This is a genomic window from Amycolatopsis sp. cmx-11-12 (assembly GCF_046269425.1).
Lineage (GTDB): Bacteria > Actinomycetota > Actinomycetes > Mycobacteriales > Pseudonocardiaceae > Amycolatopsis.
The window spans coordinates 37197-53422 of the sequence record NZ_JADNQM010000031.1 but is presented as its reverse complement, the minus strand read 5'-3'; the positions used below and the strand labels follow the sequence as shown (position 1 = coordinate 53422).

At 67.9% G+C, this 16226-nt stretch carries 14 protein-coding genes; 5 read left to right on the top strand and 9 right to left on the bottom strand.

All coding sequences use genetic code 11. The features are described 5' to 3' along the window. Positions 1–35 precede the first annotated feature (35 nt). Positions 36–977 carry an aldo/keto reductase gene (locus tag ACLARN_RS32930; RefSeq protein WP_409495372.1) on the top strand — a complete coding sequence of 314 codons (942 nt, stop codon included), beginning with the start codon at positions 36–38 and terminating at the stop codon, positions 975–977. Between the two features lie 394 nt (positions 978–1371). Here ACLARN_RS32930 and ACLARN_RS32925 read toward each other — a convergent pair whose 3' ends face one another. The 5 genes from ACLARN_RS32925 to ACLARN_RS32905 are packed head-to-tail and all read right to left on the bottom strand — an operon-like array spanning position 1372 to position 7278. Then, a complete protein-coding gene (locus ACLARN_RS32925) occupies positions 1372–2070 on the bottom strand; it encodes an alpha/beta fold hydrolase (RefSeq protein WP_409495415.1) in 699 nt (232 codons plus the stop codon). A gap of 30 nt (positions 2071–2100) precedes the next feature. Next, positions 2101–3021, bottom strand: a complete 921-nt coding sequence (locus tag ACLARN_RS32920) for an ABC transporter permease (RefSeq protein ID WP_409495371.1) — start codon at positions 3019–3021, stop codon at positions 2101–2103. After that, entirely contained in the window at positions 3018–3962 is a 945-nt protein-coding gene (locus tag ACLARN_RS32915; protein WP_409495370.1) for an ABC transporter permease, read from the bottom strand. The genes ACLARN_RS32920 and ACLARN_RS32915 overlap by 4 nt, the downstream gene beginning before the upstream one ends. Further along, on the bottom strand, positions 3959–5539 hold the full coding sequence (locus ACLARN_RS32910; RefSeq protein WP_409495369.1) for an ABC transporter substrate-binding protein: 1581 nt from the start codon (positions 5537–5539) through the stop codon (positions 3959–3961). The genes ACLARN_RS32915 and ACLARN_RS32910 overlap by 4 nt, the downstream gene beginning before the upstream one ends. Beyond that, positions 5536–7278 carry a dipeptide ABC transporter ATP-binding protein gene (locus ACLARN_RS32905; protein WP_409495368.1) on the bottom strand — a complete coding sequence of 581 codons (1743 nt, stop codon included), beginning with the start codon at positions 7276–7278 and terminating at the stop codon, positions 5536–5538. Before ACLARN_RS32905 ends, ACLARN_RS32910 begins: the two co-directional genes overlap by 4 nt. A 234-nt stretch (positions 7279–7512) precedes the next feature. Here ACLARN_RS32905 and ACLARN_RS32900 point away from each other — a divergent pair, with 234 nt between their 5' ends. Next, on the top strand, positions 7513–8499 hold the full coding sequence (locus ACLARN_RS32900) for a methyltransferase dimerization domain-containing protein (protein WP_409495367.1): 987 nt from the start codon (positions 7513–7515) through the stop codon (positions 8497–8499). 2 nt (positions 8500–8501) lie between these two features. Next, positions 8502–9431, top strand: a complete 930-nt coding sequence (locus tag ACLARN_RS32895) for an alpha/beta hydrolase (protein ID WP_409495366.1) — start codon at positions 8502–8504, stop codon at positions 9429–9431. A 74-nt stretch (positions 9432–9505) separates the two neighbouring features. Here the strand turns inward: ACLARN_RS32895 and ACLARN_RS32890 are convergent, their stop codons facing one another. Genes ACLARN_RS32890 through ACLARN_RS32875 form a run of 4 tightly spaced genes read right to left on the bottom strand, consistent with a single transcriptional unit; the run spans position 9506 to position 14439 of the window. Beyond that, a complete protein-coding gene (locus tag ACLARN_RS32890; RefSeq protein WP_409495365.1) occupies positions 9506–10093 on the bottom strand; it encodes a TetR/AcrR family transcriptional regulator in 588 nt (195 codons plus the stop codon). Positions 10094–10134: 41 nt separating this feature from the next. Beyond that, on the bottom strand, positions 10135–11769 hold the full coding sequence (locus ACLARN_RS32885) for an amidohydrolase (protein ID WP_409495364.1): 1635 nt from the start codon (positions 11767–11769) through the stop codon (positions 10135–10137). 3 nt (positions 11770–11772) lie between these two features. Then, entirely contained in the window at positions 11773–12564 is a 792-nt protein-coding gene (locus ACLARN_RS32880; protein WP_409495363.1) for a molybdenum cofactor biosynthesis F family protein, read from the bottom strand. A gap of 9 nt (positions 12565–12573) precedes the next feature. Continuing rightward, positions 12574–14439, bottom strand: coding sequence for a primary-amine oxidase (locus ACLARN_RS32875; RefSeq protein WP_409495362.1), 1866 nt, complete (start codon positions 14437–14439; stop codon positions 12574–12576). A 122-nt stretch (positions 14440–14561) separates the two neighbouring features. On the opposite strand from ACLARN_RS32875, the gene ACLARN_RS32870 reads away from it, so the two are divergent. Together ACLARN_RS32870 and ACLARN_RS32865 are read left to right on the top strand one after the other, a co-directional pair. Continuing rightward, positions 14562–15281: an SDR family NAD(P)-dependent oxidoreductase gene (locus tag ACLARN_RS32870; protein WP_409495361.1), complete on the top strand. Its 720-nt coding sequence runs from the start codon at positions 14562–14564 to the stop codon at positions 15279–15281. 15 nt (positions 15282–15296) lie between these two features. After that, on the top strand, positions 15297–16094 hold the full coding sequence (locus ACLARN_RS32865) for an SDR family NAD(P)-dependent oxidoreductase (protein WP_409495360.1): 798 nt from the start codon (positions 15297–15299) through the stop codon (positions 16092–16094). The last annotated feature ends 132 nt before the right edge of the window (positions 16095–16226 follow it).

The window sequence follows — 16226 nt, the reverse complement described above, 5'->3', positions numbered from 1 at the left end:
AAAACTTGTTTCCGTTGCCAGTGAAAGGAAATCTCGTGAACGAGAAGCAGAACGGGCTGGGCTTCGCCACTTCGGCGCTGAGCCTGGGATCCTGGAACACCTGGGACCGCATGGACTTCGACGACGCGGTGCGTCTGATCCGCTACGCGATCGACGCCGGGGTCACGCTGTTCGACGTGGCCCACTACAACATGGGACCGCATTCCGAACAGTCGCGCACGGATCTCCTCTTCGGTGAGGCCGTCCGAACCGCCGGGATCGACCGCGACGACTATCAATTGTGCGGGAAACTCTGGCTCTGGGACTACCCGAACACCGGTTTCGCCGAGCAACTCGCGACCTCGTTCGACAGGATCGGCGTCGACCGCGCGGAAGCGGTCGTGGTCGGCGACTACTTCGAACGGCCGGACATCCCGCGGATCGTCACCGAAGTCGCCGAACAGATCCGCCTCGGCCGGTTCGACGTCTGGGGCGTGAACAACTGGCTCGCCTCGGATCTCGACCGGGCGCTGGACTTCGCTTCTGAGAAGGGACTTCCGGCGCCGAGTTTCGCCCAGCTGAAGTACAGCGTCGCGCGGCGGTCCATGGCGGAAGGTCCTTTCTACGGCCCGCATTTCGAGGCCGGACGGCTGACTTTGCAGGCGTCGGACGTGTTCGAGGGCGGGGTGTTGCTCGGCAAGACCCCGGACCGGAAGATCGGTGCGGATCCTGGCGGTATCCGGGAGTCGATCCGTGCCGCCGCCAGTCGTGTCACCGCTGTTGCCGGAGACTTCGGGGTGAGTCCTTCGCAGCTGGCGATCGCGTTCTGTCTCACCTACGCACCGGTGGCGAACGTACTGTTCGGGGTGAGCCGCCTCGTGCAACTAGAGGACAACTTGGGTGCTGTACGGCTGGCTTCCGAGCACGGTGCGGAGGTGCGGGACGCTCTGGAGGACCTCTGGCTGGACCGCTCGGTCGCCGCCGATGGGACCCTCTGACGCCTGTCGCATGTGCAATGAAGGACGCTTTCATAGCAAAATTTGCTATGAAAGCGTCCTTCATTGCACGTCCGCGGTGGTGCTGGTGTGCGTCGGTCCGTGATGTCCAGCGGCCGTGTCGCGAAAGCCACTTTGGGGACATCAGGCGTCCCCAAAGTGGCTTTCGCGACATCCGGAAGGGCTGGTATTGTCCTCACGGCGGCCCGGATCAGCGAGTCCTCAACTCGTGAGTGCGATCGGACTAGAACACGAATCGCCACTCACGACCACCCCGGCCCGCTCGGTACCGGCGCTCGGGACGTCATCGTTGTGACTGGTGGGTACGAGAACAACTCCTGGGCCTGACCCAAAATCGCCACCAACGGCACCTCGGCACAGGCGCGAAACTAAGTCCCTACCCGAGGAACTCCCGCACGACCGCCTTGAACTCCGGGCTCCGCAGCGCCCCGCCGTGGTCCCCGGGCACCCGCACCAGCGAGGCTCCCGGCACCAGTTCGACGAGCGTCTCGATGCCCTGACTCACCGGGTCGTCGGTACCGGCCACGAACCGTGTCGGCACGGCGACGGCACCCACGACCGGAGTGAACGGTTCAGCGCGCAGATCCTCGATACACCGCGCGAGCGCGGCCGGATTCCGCCCCGGTGCGGTGATCATGTGCGCGATCATCCCGGTCAGTGGATCGGACGGTGCCTTGCCGCCGTCGGCGAACGCCAGCGCGGCCGCGACATCGACGGCGCCGAAGGGCTCGAACGGGCTCACGCCGGCCAGCACCAGTCGCCGCACCGGCGCCTGGGTGGGCAGTTCCCAGGACAACCGGGCACCCAGCGAGTAACCGACAACGTCCACTTCGGACAGATCCGAGACGAGCCGCGACAGTTCGCCGGTGATCGCGGCCGCCCCGAGCGAGCCTGCGGGTGCCGGGCTGGAGCCGTGAGCAGGCAGGTCGGGAACGATCACTTCGCGACCCGCGGCGGTGAGGGCGGCGGGCCATCCTGTGGTGATCCAGTCGGTGTGCCCGTCGGAGGCGAATCCGTGCACCAGCAGTACCGGCGGTCCCGAGACGACCTCGGGGACGAAACGGCGCACGGCCAGAGAAGTAGTGGCAGACAACGGAATCCTTTCTCAGCTGCCGGAGGGGCGGCGGGTGCGCAGGCGTTGCATCTCGCTCAGCGTCCGCGCACGGGCGTCGACGGCGATCCGCAGCGACGATCCGATGAGGTTCAGCAGGAACACGCACACCATGATCGTCACGCCGGGCGCGATCACCAGCCAGGGCGCCTGCACCAGGTAAGACCGCCCTTCGGCGATCATGTTGCCCCAGGTCGGGGTCGGAGGAGCGATACCGAGGCCGAGGAAGCTCATCGCGCCGTCGACCAGCATCGCGGCCGCGGACAGGATCACCACCTGCACCAGCGCCAGCGGCAGCACGTTCGGGAACACGTGGACGACGAGGATCTTCCCCTTGCTCATTCCCGAAACCCTGGCCGCGCCGATGTACGCCCGGCCGGCGATGCCGAGCACCCGGCTGCGGATGACGCGGGCGGTGAACGGTGTGAAGATCACCGTCAGCGCGATCAACTCGGTCCAGATGCTCGCGCCGAGCGAGATCGCCAGCGCCATCGCCAGGATGATCGCCGGGAACGACATCCAGGCGTCCATCACCCGCATCAGCACCGCGTCCGCCGCCCGGAAGAACCCGCTGATCAGCCCGATCACGAGGCCGGTGAAGGCCGCGCACAGGGTGATCAAGGCCGACAACCCGAGCGACGCCCGCCCGCCGGAGACCAATCGGGCGAGCACGTCACGGCCGAACGAGTCGGTGCCGAGGGGATGCGCGCCCGACGGCGGCAGGAGCCGGTTGACCGGATCGGTCGCGCTCACGCTGGGCAGGAAGAGCGGCAGCACGAGCACGGTCAGGACGATCAGCGCCAGCAGCGCGGTGGTGATGACCAGCATCCGATTACGCCGGAACACCCGAGCCACCCGGCCGGACGGTGGGGCCTCGCGCACCGACGGCGTCTTTTCCACCAGGGCCACGCTCACGAGACACGCACCTTCGGGTCGAGCAGCGCGTACGACAGGTCCACCAGCAGGTTGACCAGTACGAACAGCACCGCGACGAACAGCGTCACACCCTGGATGAGCGGGAAGTCCCGAGTGGACACCGCGCCCATCAGCAGATGGCCGAGCCCCGGCACGACGAAGATGGACTCGATGATCACGATCCCGCCGACCAGCATGGCGAAGTTGCTGCCCAGCTGGGTGATCAGTGGCATCAGCGCGTTCGGCAGGACATGTTTGGTCATGACCTGCCGCTCGGACAGTCCCTTGACCCGTGCGGTGCGCAGATACGCCAGCGGAAGCTCGCCGAGCAGGCTTTCGCGCAGGGTGAGCACGAACAACGCGGTCTGCCCGATGATCAGCACGGTCAGCGGCAGCACCAGCGCGGGCACCGCCGTCGCCGGGTCGGTGAACAGGTTTTCGTAGCCGCTGGAGGGGAACCAGCGCAGCGTCACCGAGAACACCAGCACGAGCATCAGCGAGATCCAGAAGTCCGGCATCGCCATGCCCAGCGCGGACATCCGGTCCAGCAGCCGTGCCACCGGGTTGCGCGGCGACACGGCTTGCCAGGACGTGATCGCGACCGAGAGAAAGAAGCTGATCACCGTGGACAGCACGGCCAGCGTCAGCGTCGGCAGGATGTGGTCGGCGACCACGCCGAGCACCGGCGCGTGGTAGGTGATCGACGTGCCGAAGTCGCCTTGCAGCACGTTTCCGGCCCAGCCGAGATATTGCTCCCACAGTGTTCCGTTCAGCCCCATGCTCTCCCGCAACGCGTCCACATCGGACGGACGCGCAGTCGGGCCGAGGATGGTCTGCGCCGGGTCACCGGGGATCAGCCGGATGACGAAGAACATCATCGTCCCGACGATCACCAGGATGATCACCAGATCGCGCAGCCTGCGCAGTAGCAGACCGGTCATGATGCCAGCCAGGTGTTCCAGAATACGCGGTAGAAGTCGCCGTAACCCTTGAGTTTGGGGGAGTAGGCCGCGTACAGCTTGGACTGGCTCAGGGTGATCACCGACAGCTGCTTCCAGGTGAACGCCTGGAGCTTGTCCACCACGGTCTTCGCCTGCTCGGGCGTGGTCGAGGCGTTGAATTCGGCCATCAGCCCGTCCAGTTCGGGCGAGGAAGACCCGTTCAGCGTGCCCAGGGTGAGCGCGGGCATCTGCGCGGGCGAGGTCAGTGCCGAGTCGAAGAACAGCGTGGTGATGTCCCAGCCGCCCGGTTCCTTGGTCAAGGTGCCGAGCATGGTGGCGAAGTCGAAGGTGTCGATCTTGGTGTTGATGCCGATCTTCGAGAGGCTGTCCTGGATCAGCACGGCCCACTTGCCGAACTCGGGGTAGGAGTTCGTGGTGACGATGCGGATCGTCGCGCCGGCGGTGATCCCGACCTCGGCCAGCAACTGCTTGGCCTTCTCCGGATCGTGCTTCTTGTAGACCTCTTCGCCCGCGGTGGAATAGAACTGCTTGTTGTCCGGGGAGGCGAAGGCGCCGGTTTCGACGGTGAGATCCTTGCTGCCGCCGGTGGCCGCGTTGATCGCGGGTTTGTCCAGCAACAGGTTCAGCGCTTCGCGGGCACGGGGATCGGCGAACTTCGAACCGGTGTTGAAGTTCGGGATGATCACATTGTCGTTGCCGCCGGGCAGGTTGTGCACGACCACGGCCGGGTTGTTGCGCAGGGTCTCGTACTGGTCGTTGGTGGGCATGATGTGATCCCACTGCCCGGTCTGGAGGCCGTTGATCAGCGCGTCCTGGTCGGAGACCACCTTGTAGGTCACGGTGTCGAGGTACGCGTGCTTGGCGCCCGCCTGGCCACCCCAGTCCTCTTCGGACCGGGACTTGTAGCCCTGATAGCGCTCCAGCACCAGTTCGCGGCCGATGTCCCAGCTCTTCAGCTTGTAAGGCCCGGTCCCGATCGCCTTGTCCTGGGCGAACCCGGTCGGTGGGACACCGGCGAGGTTCTTCGCCTCGTAGATCTCCGTTCCCGCGCCGGCGAGTTCGTTGATCAGCGGGTAGCGCGGCTGCTTGAGCTTGATGGTCACCGTTGCCGGGTCGGCCGGGGTGATCGCCTCGATGTCCGGGGTGACCAGCTGACCGGTCCGGTGGACCTGCTGCCACCGCTTCAGGCTCGCCACGACGTCCTCGGACGTCAGCGGGTTGCCGTCGTGGAAGGTGACGCCTTGGCGCAGCTTGAAGGTATAGGTGAGCCTGTCCGGGCTGGTGGTGAAGTCCTCGACCAGCATGGGCCGGGCGGTGAAGCCCTTGTCCACTTCGAACAGCTTCTCGTACAGCATGTTGCCGATATGCGCGGTCACCTGGCCGGGGTTCGCGACCATGTCGAGGGACTGCGGGTCGGTGGGCACGGCGACGTTCAGGTTGCCGCCGGGCTTCGGCGGCCCGTCCGCGGCGCCACCGCCCGCCTGCCCTCCCATACACGAGCTGAGCAGCAGGACGGTCGCCACGCCGAGCGCGGCCGAGGTCAGGGTTCGTCTCATAGGTTCCGCACTCCAATTTCGGGGTTCGCCGCGAGCAGACGGCGGGTGTACTCGTGCCGGGCGCGGAGCCGGATCTCGTCCGGGTCGCCGATTTCGATCAGTTCGCCCCGGTACATCACGCCGACGCGGTCGGCGACCGAGAGCACCAGGCTGAGGTTGTGCGTGATGAACAGGAAGCTGAGCGCGCGGGTGCGCCGCAGGTCGAGCAGCAGGTTCATCACCTGGCCCTGCACCGAGACGTCGAGCGCGGAGGTGGGCTCGTCGGCGACGATGAGGTCGGGTTCGGCGGCGATCGCGCGGGCGATCGAGACGCGCTGCCGCTGTCCGCCGGAAAGCTGCGACGGCAATTTCTTGGCGGTGTCCGAGGGGAGCCCGACCTCGTCGATCAGTTCGGTGACCCGGCGGTCCAGTTCGGCGCCGCGCAGGCCGGTGAGTTCCCGGAGCGGTTCGGCGATGATCCGGGCGGCGGTGTGCCGGGGATCGAGCGAACTCTGCGGGTCCTGGAAGATAAGCTGGGCGCGACGCCGGAACGAGCGCTCGTCGCCGTCGAGACCGGCCGGGGTGCACCGATGTTCGCCGAAGGTGATGGTGCCTTCGGTCGGCGTCTCCAGCGCGCTCACCAGGCGGCCGAGTGTCGTCTTGCCCGAACCGGATTCCCCGACCAGGCCGAAGAACTCGCCCGGCGCGATCTCCAGCGACACCTTCTTGACCGCGTGCACCTCGGGCTCGCGGTTCAGCGAGAACCGCCCGCGGCGTCCGTACACTTTGGACACCGAGTCGATGACGAGCGTGGTGCCCTCGCCGGTGCCTTCGGTCTTCGCGCGGCTCAATGGCCTGGTTTCGGTCGCGATCGCCGATTCGCCGTTCATCGCGGCTTCCAGCATCGCCTCGGAGATCGTCGGGAAGCCATCGCGCCTGCTCACCCCGAGTTTCGGTACACAGTCGAGCAACGCCTTGGTGTAGGGATGCTTCGGCGCGTGCAGAATGTCCTCTTTGGACCCGAGTTCGACCAGTTCACCGCGATACATCACCGCGATCCGGTCGGCCACCTGCGCGGCCACGCCCATGTCGTGAGTGATGAAGACGCACGCGGTGCCGTGGTCGCGGCGGACGCGGTCGAACAGGGTGAGGATCTCCGCCTGCGTGGTCACGTCCAAAGCCGTGGTCGGCTCGTCGGCGATCAAGAGGCTCGGGTCGGCCATCAGGGCCAGCGCGATCATCACGCGCTGCTGCATCCCGCCCGACATCTGGTGCGGGTACAGGGAAAGCACCCGGTCGGTGTCGGTGAGGCCGACCTCCTTCACCAGGCCGCGTGCCTTCGCCTCGGCCTCGCGGTGCAACGGGGTGCCCTTGCGCGCGGCTTGGCGTGGCAGGGAACCGGGCTTGCGATAGGCCTCGATCAGCTGTTTGCCGACTCGTTGACTGGGATTGAGCGAATCCAGCGCCTCCTGGAAGATCATCCCGATTCGCGGGCCACGGTAGGAGCGCATCTCTTCGGTGGAGAGCCGCGTGAGATCCACGCCGTCGACGATGATCTCACCGCGGGTGAACACCGGCGCGACGAACTCCAGTAACCGGATGATCGACAAGGCCGTCACCGTTTTCCCGCTGCCGGATTCGCCGACCACGCAGAGTGTCCGGCCTTGTTCGAGGTCGAACGAGAGTTCGCGGACCAGTTCGCGTTCGGTTTCGTCGGCGATCACACCGACGGTCAGTTCTCGTAATTCGAGCAGGGTCATGAATCCCCTTTCCCGAGCCCGCCCGAAGCGGACCGCACAGCCGGGGAACGGGCCTCCGGCGGGGGTAGTTCTACGCATGTTGACACTGGGGGGCGGTACTGTCAATGGGTATATTCTACGAATGTAGGAAGTTGATATCCGGCAGGTTTTTCCTGGTGGTGGGGGAAAACTTGCACTGGATTCTTTTGTCTACATCTGTAGACTCTCGGCGGAAACGAGCTAAGGAGGGCACCCGTGAGCGGGTCGACCAAGACTGCCGGTCCCGAGCGGATCGTGGACATCGCCGTGGGCTACATGGCGGCCAAGCAACTCTTCGCGGCGAGCCGGATCGGGCTGTTCACCGCGCTCGCCGACGGGCCGCTGACGGCCGCGGAACTGGCGGGGAAGACCGGCAAACCGGAGAAGATCACCCGTATCCTCGGTGACGCCATGTCATCACTCGGTCTGCTGTCCCGTGTGGACGGACGATACGAACTGGCCCCCGACGCGGCGGAGTACCTCGGCGTCGGAGACCTCGATCTGGCGCCGTTCCTGACCTTTCTCGACGCCATCAGCTATCCGCACTGGTTGCAGTTCGGTCACACCGCCGACAGCGGCGAGCCCGGCAAGCTGGAGATGGACGACGCGCGCTGGGGCACGTTCATGTCCGGTGTGATGACGTATAACGCCCTACACGCGAAGATGCTGGCCGGCGCGTTCGATTTCGGCCCCCACCGGAAGCTGCTCGACCTCGGCGGGCTGTCGAGCGCGTTCGCGGTCGAAGCCATGAAGGCCAACGAAGAACTGCGCACGACGTTCGTCTTCGACCCGGGCTTCACCGAGTCGGTCACCGCCGCGGCGGCTGAAGCGGGGTTCGCCGACCGCGCGACCGTCATCGGCGCGGAGACGCCCACCGCGCGCCCCGAAGGCGAGTTCGACCTGGTGATGGTCAACCACGTCGTCCACCGTTTCGACGCGAAGCAGAACGCGGAGATCCTGCGCAACGCCCGCGCGGCCGCCGCGTCCGGCGCGCGACTGCTGCTGCTCGACTTCTTCCTCGACGACGACGCGAACCAGCGGCCGATCGACGCGCTGCACGCGGGTGAGTACCTGGTGATCGACGGGACGGTCGTCTACCCGGAGGCCGAGGTCCGGGAATGGCTGGCCGAGGCGGGCTGGCGGGTCACCGACCGGCTCGCGCTGCCGGGCAGCCCGCGGGTCCTCGTCGCGGAAGCGGTGTAGCCGTGACGTTGGATCCCGCGGTCAAGGAACTGCTCGCCCGCAGCGAGCTGCCCGACGCGCCTGCCCTTCCGCCGACGGCTGCTGAGTTGCGTGCCGCTTTCGCCGCTTCGTGGCAGCCTCCCGAAACGGTCGAAGAGGTCGCTTCGGTCACCGACCACGTCCTGCCTTCCGGTGTCCGGGTGCGGCTTTACCTGCCTGAGGCCGCGGGGGCGGCCCCGGCTTTCGTGTGGATCCACGGCGGCGGATGGACGATCGGCTCGATCGACGAGAACGAGGTCGCGTCGCGGGCGGTGTGCAACGCGGCGAAGGTCGCCGTCGTGGCGGTGGACTACCGGCTCGCGCCGGAGAATCCGTTCCCGGCGGCGCCGGACGACTGCTACGACGTCGTCGAATGGCTCGCTTCGGGCGGTGCGGGGGAGGCGGTGGATCCGGGGCGGATCGCGATCGGCGGGGAGAGTGCCGGCGGCAATCTGTCGACGGTGGTCTCGATGATGTCCCGCGACCGGAGTGGTCCGCCGTTGGCCGCGCAGGTGCTGATCTGCCCGGTCTACGGCCACCCGGACGACGGTTTCCGGTCCTACGCGGACTTCGCCGAGGGGTTCGGCATGACCGCCGGGGCGATGCGGTTCTTCTTCGATCAGTACGTGTCGGATCCGGCGCAGCTGAACGATCCGTATCTGCTGCCCTTGCGGGCCACTGACCTGACCGGGCTTCCGCCGGCACTGGTACTGACGGCCGAGTACGACGTCCTGCGGGACGAGGGCGAGGAGTTCGCGCGGCGCCTGACCGACGCCGGTACTCGGGTGGAGATGACCCGGTATTCGGGGCAGATCCACGGTTTCTACGGCCTGTACACCGATCTCCCGGCTTCGCCGCGGTCGCACGCGCACGTAGCGAGCTTCCTGACTCGGGTCTTCGACCGCCGCAATTAGTCACCTACTTGCGGCGAGCTGAAGGGCGCTTTCCCCGCATACGATGCGGGGAAAGCGCCCTTCAGCCCCAGGCGTCAGGGGCGGGCGAGGCGGGCGAAGAACGACTCGAGGTGCTGCCGCTGCAAAGCGATCGTCGAGAACTCCCCGGCGACCAGGCTCATCACGTTCGCCCCGGCGTTGATCAGCACGACCTCGTCGACCAGTTGCTCGTCGGGGGTCTCGGTGACGATGTCGCCGTCCTCCCGGCCCTCGGTGAGGTACCGGTGCAGCAGGCCCCGCCACGAGCGGATGTGCTCGAGGTACTTGTCCTGCAGTTTCGGGTTCGTCAGCGAAAGCTGCCAGAAGGTGAGCAGGACGCGCCCCGCGGCGATGCGGTCCTCGTCGATCGGCATCGACGAGACGCACAGCTCGCGGAGCGCGACCAGCCCGCGCAGTTCGTCCAGTTCCACGTACTCGCGCATCATGCCGAGCGCGCGTTCGTAGGTGGCCTGGATGATGTCTTCCTTGCTCGGGAAGTACAGCTTGAGCGCACCGTTGGCGAAGCCGGCGGCCGCCGCGATCTCGCGCATGGTGGCGGCCTCGATCCCGCCCTGGGTGATCAGATCCCAGGTGACGTCGACGATGTGACTTCGCCGTTCGTCGTGGTCGATGATCTTCGGCATCGGCAGACCTCCCGCACTGGTTCTTCTACCAGTGTAGGAGATCAGTCGCGGTGATACACGCGGTGCCCGGCGAACCACGTTTGTGTCACCTTTGTCTTGACGAGCGCGTTCGGATCGGTTTTGAACGGATCACGGTCGAGAACGACGAAATCGGCCGACTTCCCGGGGACCAGCGAGCCGGTGACGTCGCCCAGTCCCATCGCGCGCGCGGCGGCGAGGGTGAAGACCTCGATCGCCTCGGCCAGGGTGATCGCCTGCTCCGGCCACAGCGCCCCGGGAAACGTACCGGTCGGGTCCTGGCGGGTGACGAGGCCGTGGATGCCCTCCCACGCGTTCGGGGATTCGCTGACCGGCCAGTCCGATCCGCCGGCGACCAGCGCGCCCTCGTCAAGCAGCGACCGGTTCGGCTGCATCCGTCCGGCGCGTTCGCCGGGCAGCACCTCCGCGATGGCGGCCGGGATGACCCCGGGGACCCACAGGAACGGCGAGATGTCCGCGGCGACACCCAGCGAGGCGAAGCGCGGGAGGTCGTCGGGGTGGACGAACTGGCCGTGCGCGACCTGGAAACGTGCTTCGGTGAAGCCCTCGGCACGCACCTTTTCGACGGCGTCCAGTGTCGCGCGCACCGACGCGTCCCCGGTGCAGTGGACCTTGGCCGAGAGCCCGGCCGCGGCCGCGGTGCGCAGCCAGCCCACGAGTTCGTCGCCCGGCATGGTGGTGGCGCCGTGATGACAGGCCCCGTGCGCGTCGTCCGGCAGGTACGGCTCCAGGAACGCGGCGGTGCGCGTCGGCGGGACGCCGTCGAGGAAGATCTTCACGAAGTCGGGCCGGTGATGCTCACCGCGGTACTGCCCGGCGACCTCCAGCAGCGGCGCGCCGATCGGGTCGAAACCGAAGATCGGGTCGTTGATCAGCAACGACGACACCACCCACGCGCGCAGTTCGCCAGCGTCGTCGAGGGTCTTCAACGCGCGCAGGATGTCCGAGGAGACCCCGGCGTCCTGGAACGCGGTGACGCCGTACGAATGCAGCGTGCCGATCCCGTGCCGTGACGCCGCCACGTGCTGCTCGGCGGTGAGGGTCCGCGTCTCGCTGAGCGCCCGTTCGACGGCGACGCCCGCCGCCTCGAGCAGGACACCGACGGGCTCACCGGTCGCGGGGTCGCGGACGATCTCCCCGCCCACCGGATCGGGCGTCGACGTGGTGACCCCCGCCAGCTTCAAGGCCCGGCTGCTCACCCAGCGGTTGTGCCTGCTGTCGTCGGTGAGCATGACCGGACGGCCGCCCGCGGCCTCGTCGAGCGCGTGCCGGGCGGACGACCGCGAAAGGGTACTGACCAAAGTGGACGCCCAAGCACCGCCGACCACCCACTCGTCCGGCCCGAGCCCCTCGGCCCGCGAGCGGACTGCGGCGAGGATGTCGTCCAGACCAGCGTCGAGGCCGAAGTTCAACTCGTACAGGGCTGCGCGACCAGCGAGGGCGTGGTGATTGTGCACGTCGACCAGACCGGGCATCACGAACGCGCCTTCGAGGTCGACGACCTCGGTGCTCGGCCCGCGTTCGATTTCCTCCAGGGACAGCACCCGGCCGTCTTTGATCGCCAAGGACGACGCCCACGGCCGGACACCGTCCACTGTGTACACCGTGGCGTTGGTGAGGATCAGGTCGGCGGTCAAGGCTCAGCTCCCGGCGGGGTCGTACGCGTCGGGGTGCACGGTGGTGCTCAGCAGCTTGCCGTGCGCGCCGAAGGTGAAGTGAGTGGGAGTACTCCCGGTGGCGTCCAGTCCGAAAAGGACACCGTGCGAGCGCAGCCGCTTCGCGTCGCGGTGGTCGGCGACGGTCACGGAGGCACACGGGATCACCTTCTCCCGCCAGGCGAAGACGTAGATGCCCGGACGCAGTTCGTAGACCGAGTTCTCGTCGGTGTCCGCGAGCCCCCTCTCCGGACCGGCCAGGCACTGCCATGTGTACCAGTGCGGGCTGAGGTACACGTGCTCGTAGGCGTGTTCGGTGCTGTACACCCACAGCACCCGGCGCCCGACCAGCGACGTGGTCGGGGCGAGCGACTCGCCGCTGGGCTCGATGCCGCCGATCGTGGCGGCCAGGAACGTCTGCGTGACGCGGGGCGAGGTGTCGCCGATCTTGCTCAGCACCAGGAGCGCGCGGCCGCGGCGCAGGTCGAGCAGCAGCGTGAACGCCTCTTCCTGCCGTGCCTGCGGGTGGAACTGGACGTAGTACAGGTCGTCGTCGACCAGGAACGTCTCGCAGCGGTCGGTGCCCGTGCCGTGGTAGGTCCACTCGATCCGGGTGCCGGAGAAGCCCGCGGTGAACGTGGTGCCGTCTTCGCAGGCGAGCTCGAAGGTGCGGCCGTGCAGGTCGCCGACCGTGGGGGCCTTGTTCGCGTCGAAACCGGGGGCGAGGCCGTCCAGCGGCAGCCAGGTGGACGTGTCGGACAGGGTCAGTTCGGGCATGGAAAAGTCCTAGTGCTCGTGGGCGGAACAGTGCTCGTCGGTGGCGCCGGAAGGCAGGTCCAGTGCCGGGTTGCGGTCCAGGAATCCGTAGGGGCGCAGGGAAAAACCGGAGTAGTCGACCGGCATGACCGGCCAGTCCTCGGGACGAGGGATATGGGTCGGGCCGAACACGTGCCACAGCACGAGATCGGTGTCGGTGAGATCCCGGTCGGCGGCGGTCCAGGCAGGCAGCCCCGCCCCGCCCGGATGCGCGTTCGGCTGGTCGCCCGCGGGGAACCGTTCGTCGGCGCGGTACGGCGTGGCCCACAGGTGACGGGTGGCGAACGTCGCCCGCTGGTGGACACTCGATTCCGGTTGCGCCATCAGGGTCGCGGACGGCCGGGGCACGAGCTGGTACGCCGTCGGCGTGCCGAGCCGGTTCGTCCGCTCCGCGCTGCGGATCTCCCAGACGCGTGCCTTGGCCGGATCCGCGTGCCGTCGCGCTTCCTGTTCGGTCCGCAGCGGGGTTTCCTTCCAGGTGAAGGCGTTCCCGTACGGGTTCTGGTCGCCCATCGGCACGCGCTCGACGTCGATCTCGACGAGAGAGTTGCGTTCGCCGTCGATCGCGACGTCCAGCCGCGCGCAGAACAGATGCTGGTGCACCGGCGCGAACAGCCCGGGCGCGATCTCGTTGGCGTGCGGGTGTTTCGTGCCGGAGTGCGCGGCGCCGGCGAACACGATGCCGGTGGCCTTCGCCTCCAGTTCCACGGTGCCGTCGAGGTAGAGGTACCAGAAGAAGCCGTAGTCGTAGTTGCCGATGGTGGAGATCGACGAGATAACCAGCCGCCGCGAGCGGCGGACCTCGGCGCGACCGTCGAGATCCGTGTGCTTCCACAGGATCCCGTAGTCCTCCTCGTGCATGCAGATCGCGCGGGGGATCTCGACCGGGTGCCCGTGGTCGTCGGCGACGAAGGCGGGGAAGTAGTGGATGACACCGAGGCAATCGCAGCCCAGCCGCAGATCGTTGCCGTTCTTGCCGAGCAGGTACTCACCCGCGTCGAAGTAGCTGATCCAGAACCGGCCCGGCGCGGTGTCGCCGTAGGGCACCACCATCTCCGGCACCGACGCCCGGTGGAGCACCGAGCGGTCCTGGAACGAGATCTGGTGCAGCGTCAGGCCCTCGCGGGCGTTGAACCCGACCCGCAGCTTCCAGCCCTCCCAGGTGACCTCGTTGCCGTCGACGGTGAAACTGGGGCCCTCGGGCTGGGTGATCTCGATCGGTTTGAGCGTGGTGCGCGCCGGGGCGTCGCCGTAACGGCCGTGTTCTGGCGGGACGGGCACGTCGCCCTCGTCCTCGACCCGGAGCACCCGCTGCTCGGTCAGGTTGATGTGCACGATCAGACCCTCGACGGGGTGCGCCCACGGGCTGTCCGACTCGTCGTCGCGCAGGAAGGTCAGCGACCGGATGACCCGGCCGGTCTCGTCGGCCCTGCCGAAGAAACCGGGCGCCAGGGGAGCGCAGAACGCGTGCTCGATCCGGTCGGCGAGCCCGCGTCGTTCCATCGCGGCCTGCCATTCCGGCGACGCCTTGGTGATCGACGCGGCGAGGTCGTACTCCTCGAACAGATACGCGGGCTGACCGTCGCCACAGTCCTCGCCGGAGACCACTTCACGTTTCGGCAGCGAGACGACCACTTCGCGCGCCTGGCCGGTCGCGGTGTCCAGCAGCGTGTACTGGACGCGGCGGTCCGGGGCGGCGTCGGCCTTGTCCGGTTCCACCGGCAGCACCGACGGGAACCGCGTGGTCTCGGTGAGAAGACCCTCGGCGGCCAGGATCGCGCGGCCTGCGGTGAGTTCGTCGGCGGTCAGCGGGTCCAAAGGATGCGGCCTGGTCATGCTTCGCAGTCTTGCCGGTCCGGTGCCGCGAGGAAAGACGGCGCGGCCGTCATGCGGCTGCGGACAAGAAGGATGCACTGACGGCCAACCCTCGGGAAAGGGGCCAGCCGCAGGATGGCGCCATGCGACTGGAACTCGCGGGCAAGGCCGTGCTGGTGACCGGCGCGGCGTCCGGTATCGGCCTTGCCTGCGTCCAGGCGTTCCTGGCGGAAGGCGCGCGGGTCGGCGCCCTCGACAGGGCACCCGTGCCGACACTCGCCGACGGCCTGCTGGCGGTCCACGCCGACGTGACCGACGAACGGTCGGTGGCCGCGGCGGTCGGCACCGTCGCCGAGCGGTTCGGCGGCCTGGACGTCGTGGTCGGCTGCGCCGGGATCTCCGGACCGGTCGGGACACCGGTCACCGAAACTTCGGCGGCCGACTTCGCCACCGTCATGGCGGTCAACGTCACCGGCCAGTTCCTGCTGGTCAAACACGCGGCGCCGTGGCTCACCGCGGCGCGCGGCTCGGTCGTCCTGCTGGCCAGCGACTCCGCTTTCACCATCGCGCCAGGCATGGCGGCCTATGGCGCATCGAAGGGCGCTGTGGTCGCGATGACCAGGGCGCTCGCGGTCGATCTGCCCGGCGTCCGGGTGAACTGCGTGTGCCCGTCGGTGGTCGACACCCCGATGGCACGCGGCGACCTCGGCGAGGTGCTCGACGATCCCGCGTTCCCGGTGCAAGCTCCTGAAGACGTCGCCGACCAGGTGCTCTATCTCGCGTCCGCGCGTTCGCGGACGATCAACGGCCAGGCCGTGCTCGCCGACTTCGGCGTCTCGGCCCGTTCGGGTTTTCCCGCTTAGAAAGGACTCACGCGAGTGAAGAAGGTTGTCGCGATCACGGGTGGCGGTACCGGTATCGGCGCGGCGGTCGCCCGCCGGTACGCCGACGAAGGCGCCCAGGTGGTGGTCCTCGGACGGCGGCGCGAACCGCTGGAGAAGGTGGCGGCCGAAACCGGCGCGTACGTCGTCACCTGTGACGCCAGCGAACGCGAAGCCGCCGAGAACGCCGTGGCGGAGATCGTCGGGAAGTTCGGCAGGCTGGACGTCGTGGTGGCCAACGCGGGCGGGCACGGCCTGTCTTCGGTGGTCGACACCGGCGACGAGGAATGGGAACTGGCCCTGCGCTCGAACCTGTCCAGCGCCTTCGTGTTCTGCCGGGCCACGCTGCCCTCGCTGGTCGAGACCGGCGGCCAGGTGGTCATCGTGTCTTCCCTGGCCGGATTGTTCGCCGGGCCGAATGTCGCCGGGTACACCGTCGCGAAGCACGCCCTGATCGGGCTGACCCGCTCGATCGCCCGGGACTACGGACCGAAGGGCGTCCGCGCGAACGCGGTCTGCCCCGGCTGGGTGCGCACCCCGATGGCGGACGGAGAGATGGACCAGTTCGCCGAGGCCGCTGGCTTCGACGGTGGCCACGACGAGGGTTACCGCCGCGTCACCGCCGAGGTCCCGCTGCGCCGTCCCGCCGAGCCCGAGGAGATCGCGTCGATCGTGCGGTTCCTGGGCTCTTCGGAGTCGTCCTACATCACCGGCGCGGTGATCGTGGCCGACGGCGGTGCGCACGCGGTCGACCTGCCGACGCTGGCCTTCGAACGGGCGGGCATGGGCTCTTAGCCATCGGGCCAGAGTCTGTGAAGGCCTCCTTGCCTACTCTCAAAGTCAGGGGCCCGGCAAAGTCGAGATCTTGCAGGTCAGGCGGCTATTCACCGTCAGCGGGCACACCGGTTGCGGAGCCCCCTGAGCGGG

What these genes read in the sequence shown, in the direction of transcription:
- ACLARN_RS32915 (WP_409495370.1), bottom strand. Translation starts at nt 3,962, where the DNA reads ATGACCGGTCTGCTACTGCGCAGGCTGCGCGATCTGGTGATCATCCTG.
- ACLARN_RS32910 (WP_409495369.1), bottom strand. Translation starts at nt 5,539, where the DNA reads ATGAGACGAACCCTGACCTCGGCCGCGCTCGGCGTGGCGACCGTCCTG.
- ACLARN_RS32905 (WP_409495368.1), bottom strand. Translation starts at nt 7,278, where the DNA reads ATGACCCTGCTCGAATTACGAGAACTGACCGTCGGTGTGATCGCCGAC.
- ACLARN_RS32890 (WP_409495365.1), bottom strand. Translation starts at nt 10,093, where the DNA reads ATGCCGAAGATCATCGACCACGACGAACGGCGAAGTCACATCGTCGAC.
- ACLARN_RS32880 (WP_409495363.1), bottom strand. Translation starts at nt 12,564, where the DNA reads ATGCCCGAACTGACCCTGTCCGACACGTCCACCTGGCTGCCGCTGGAC.
- ACLARN_RS32875 (WP_409495362.1), bottom strand. Translation starts at nt 14,439, where the DNA reads ATGACCAGGCCGCATCCTTTGGACCCGCTGACCGCCGACGAACTCACC.
- ACLARN_RS32870 (WP_409495361.1), top strand. Translation starts at nt 14,562, where the DNA reads ATGCGACTGGAACTCGCGGGCAAGGCCGTGCTGGTGACCGGCGCGGCG.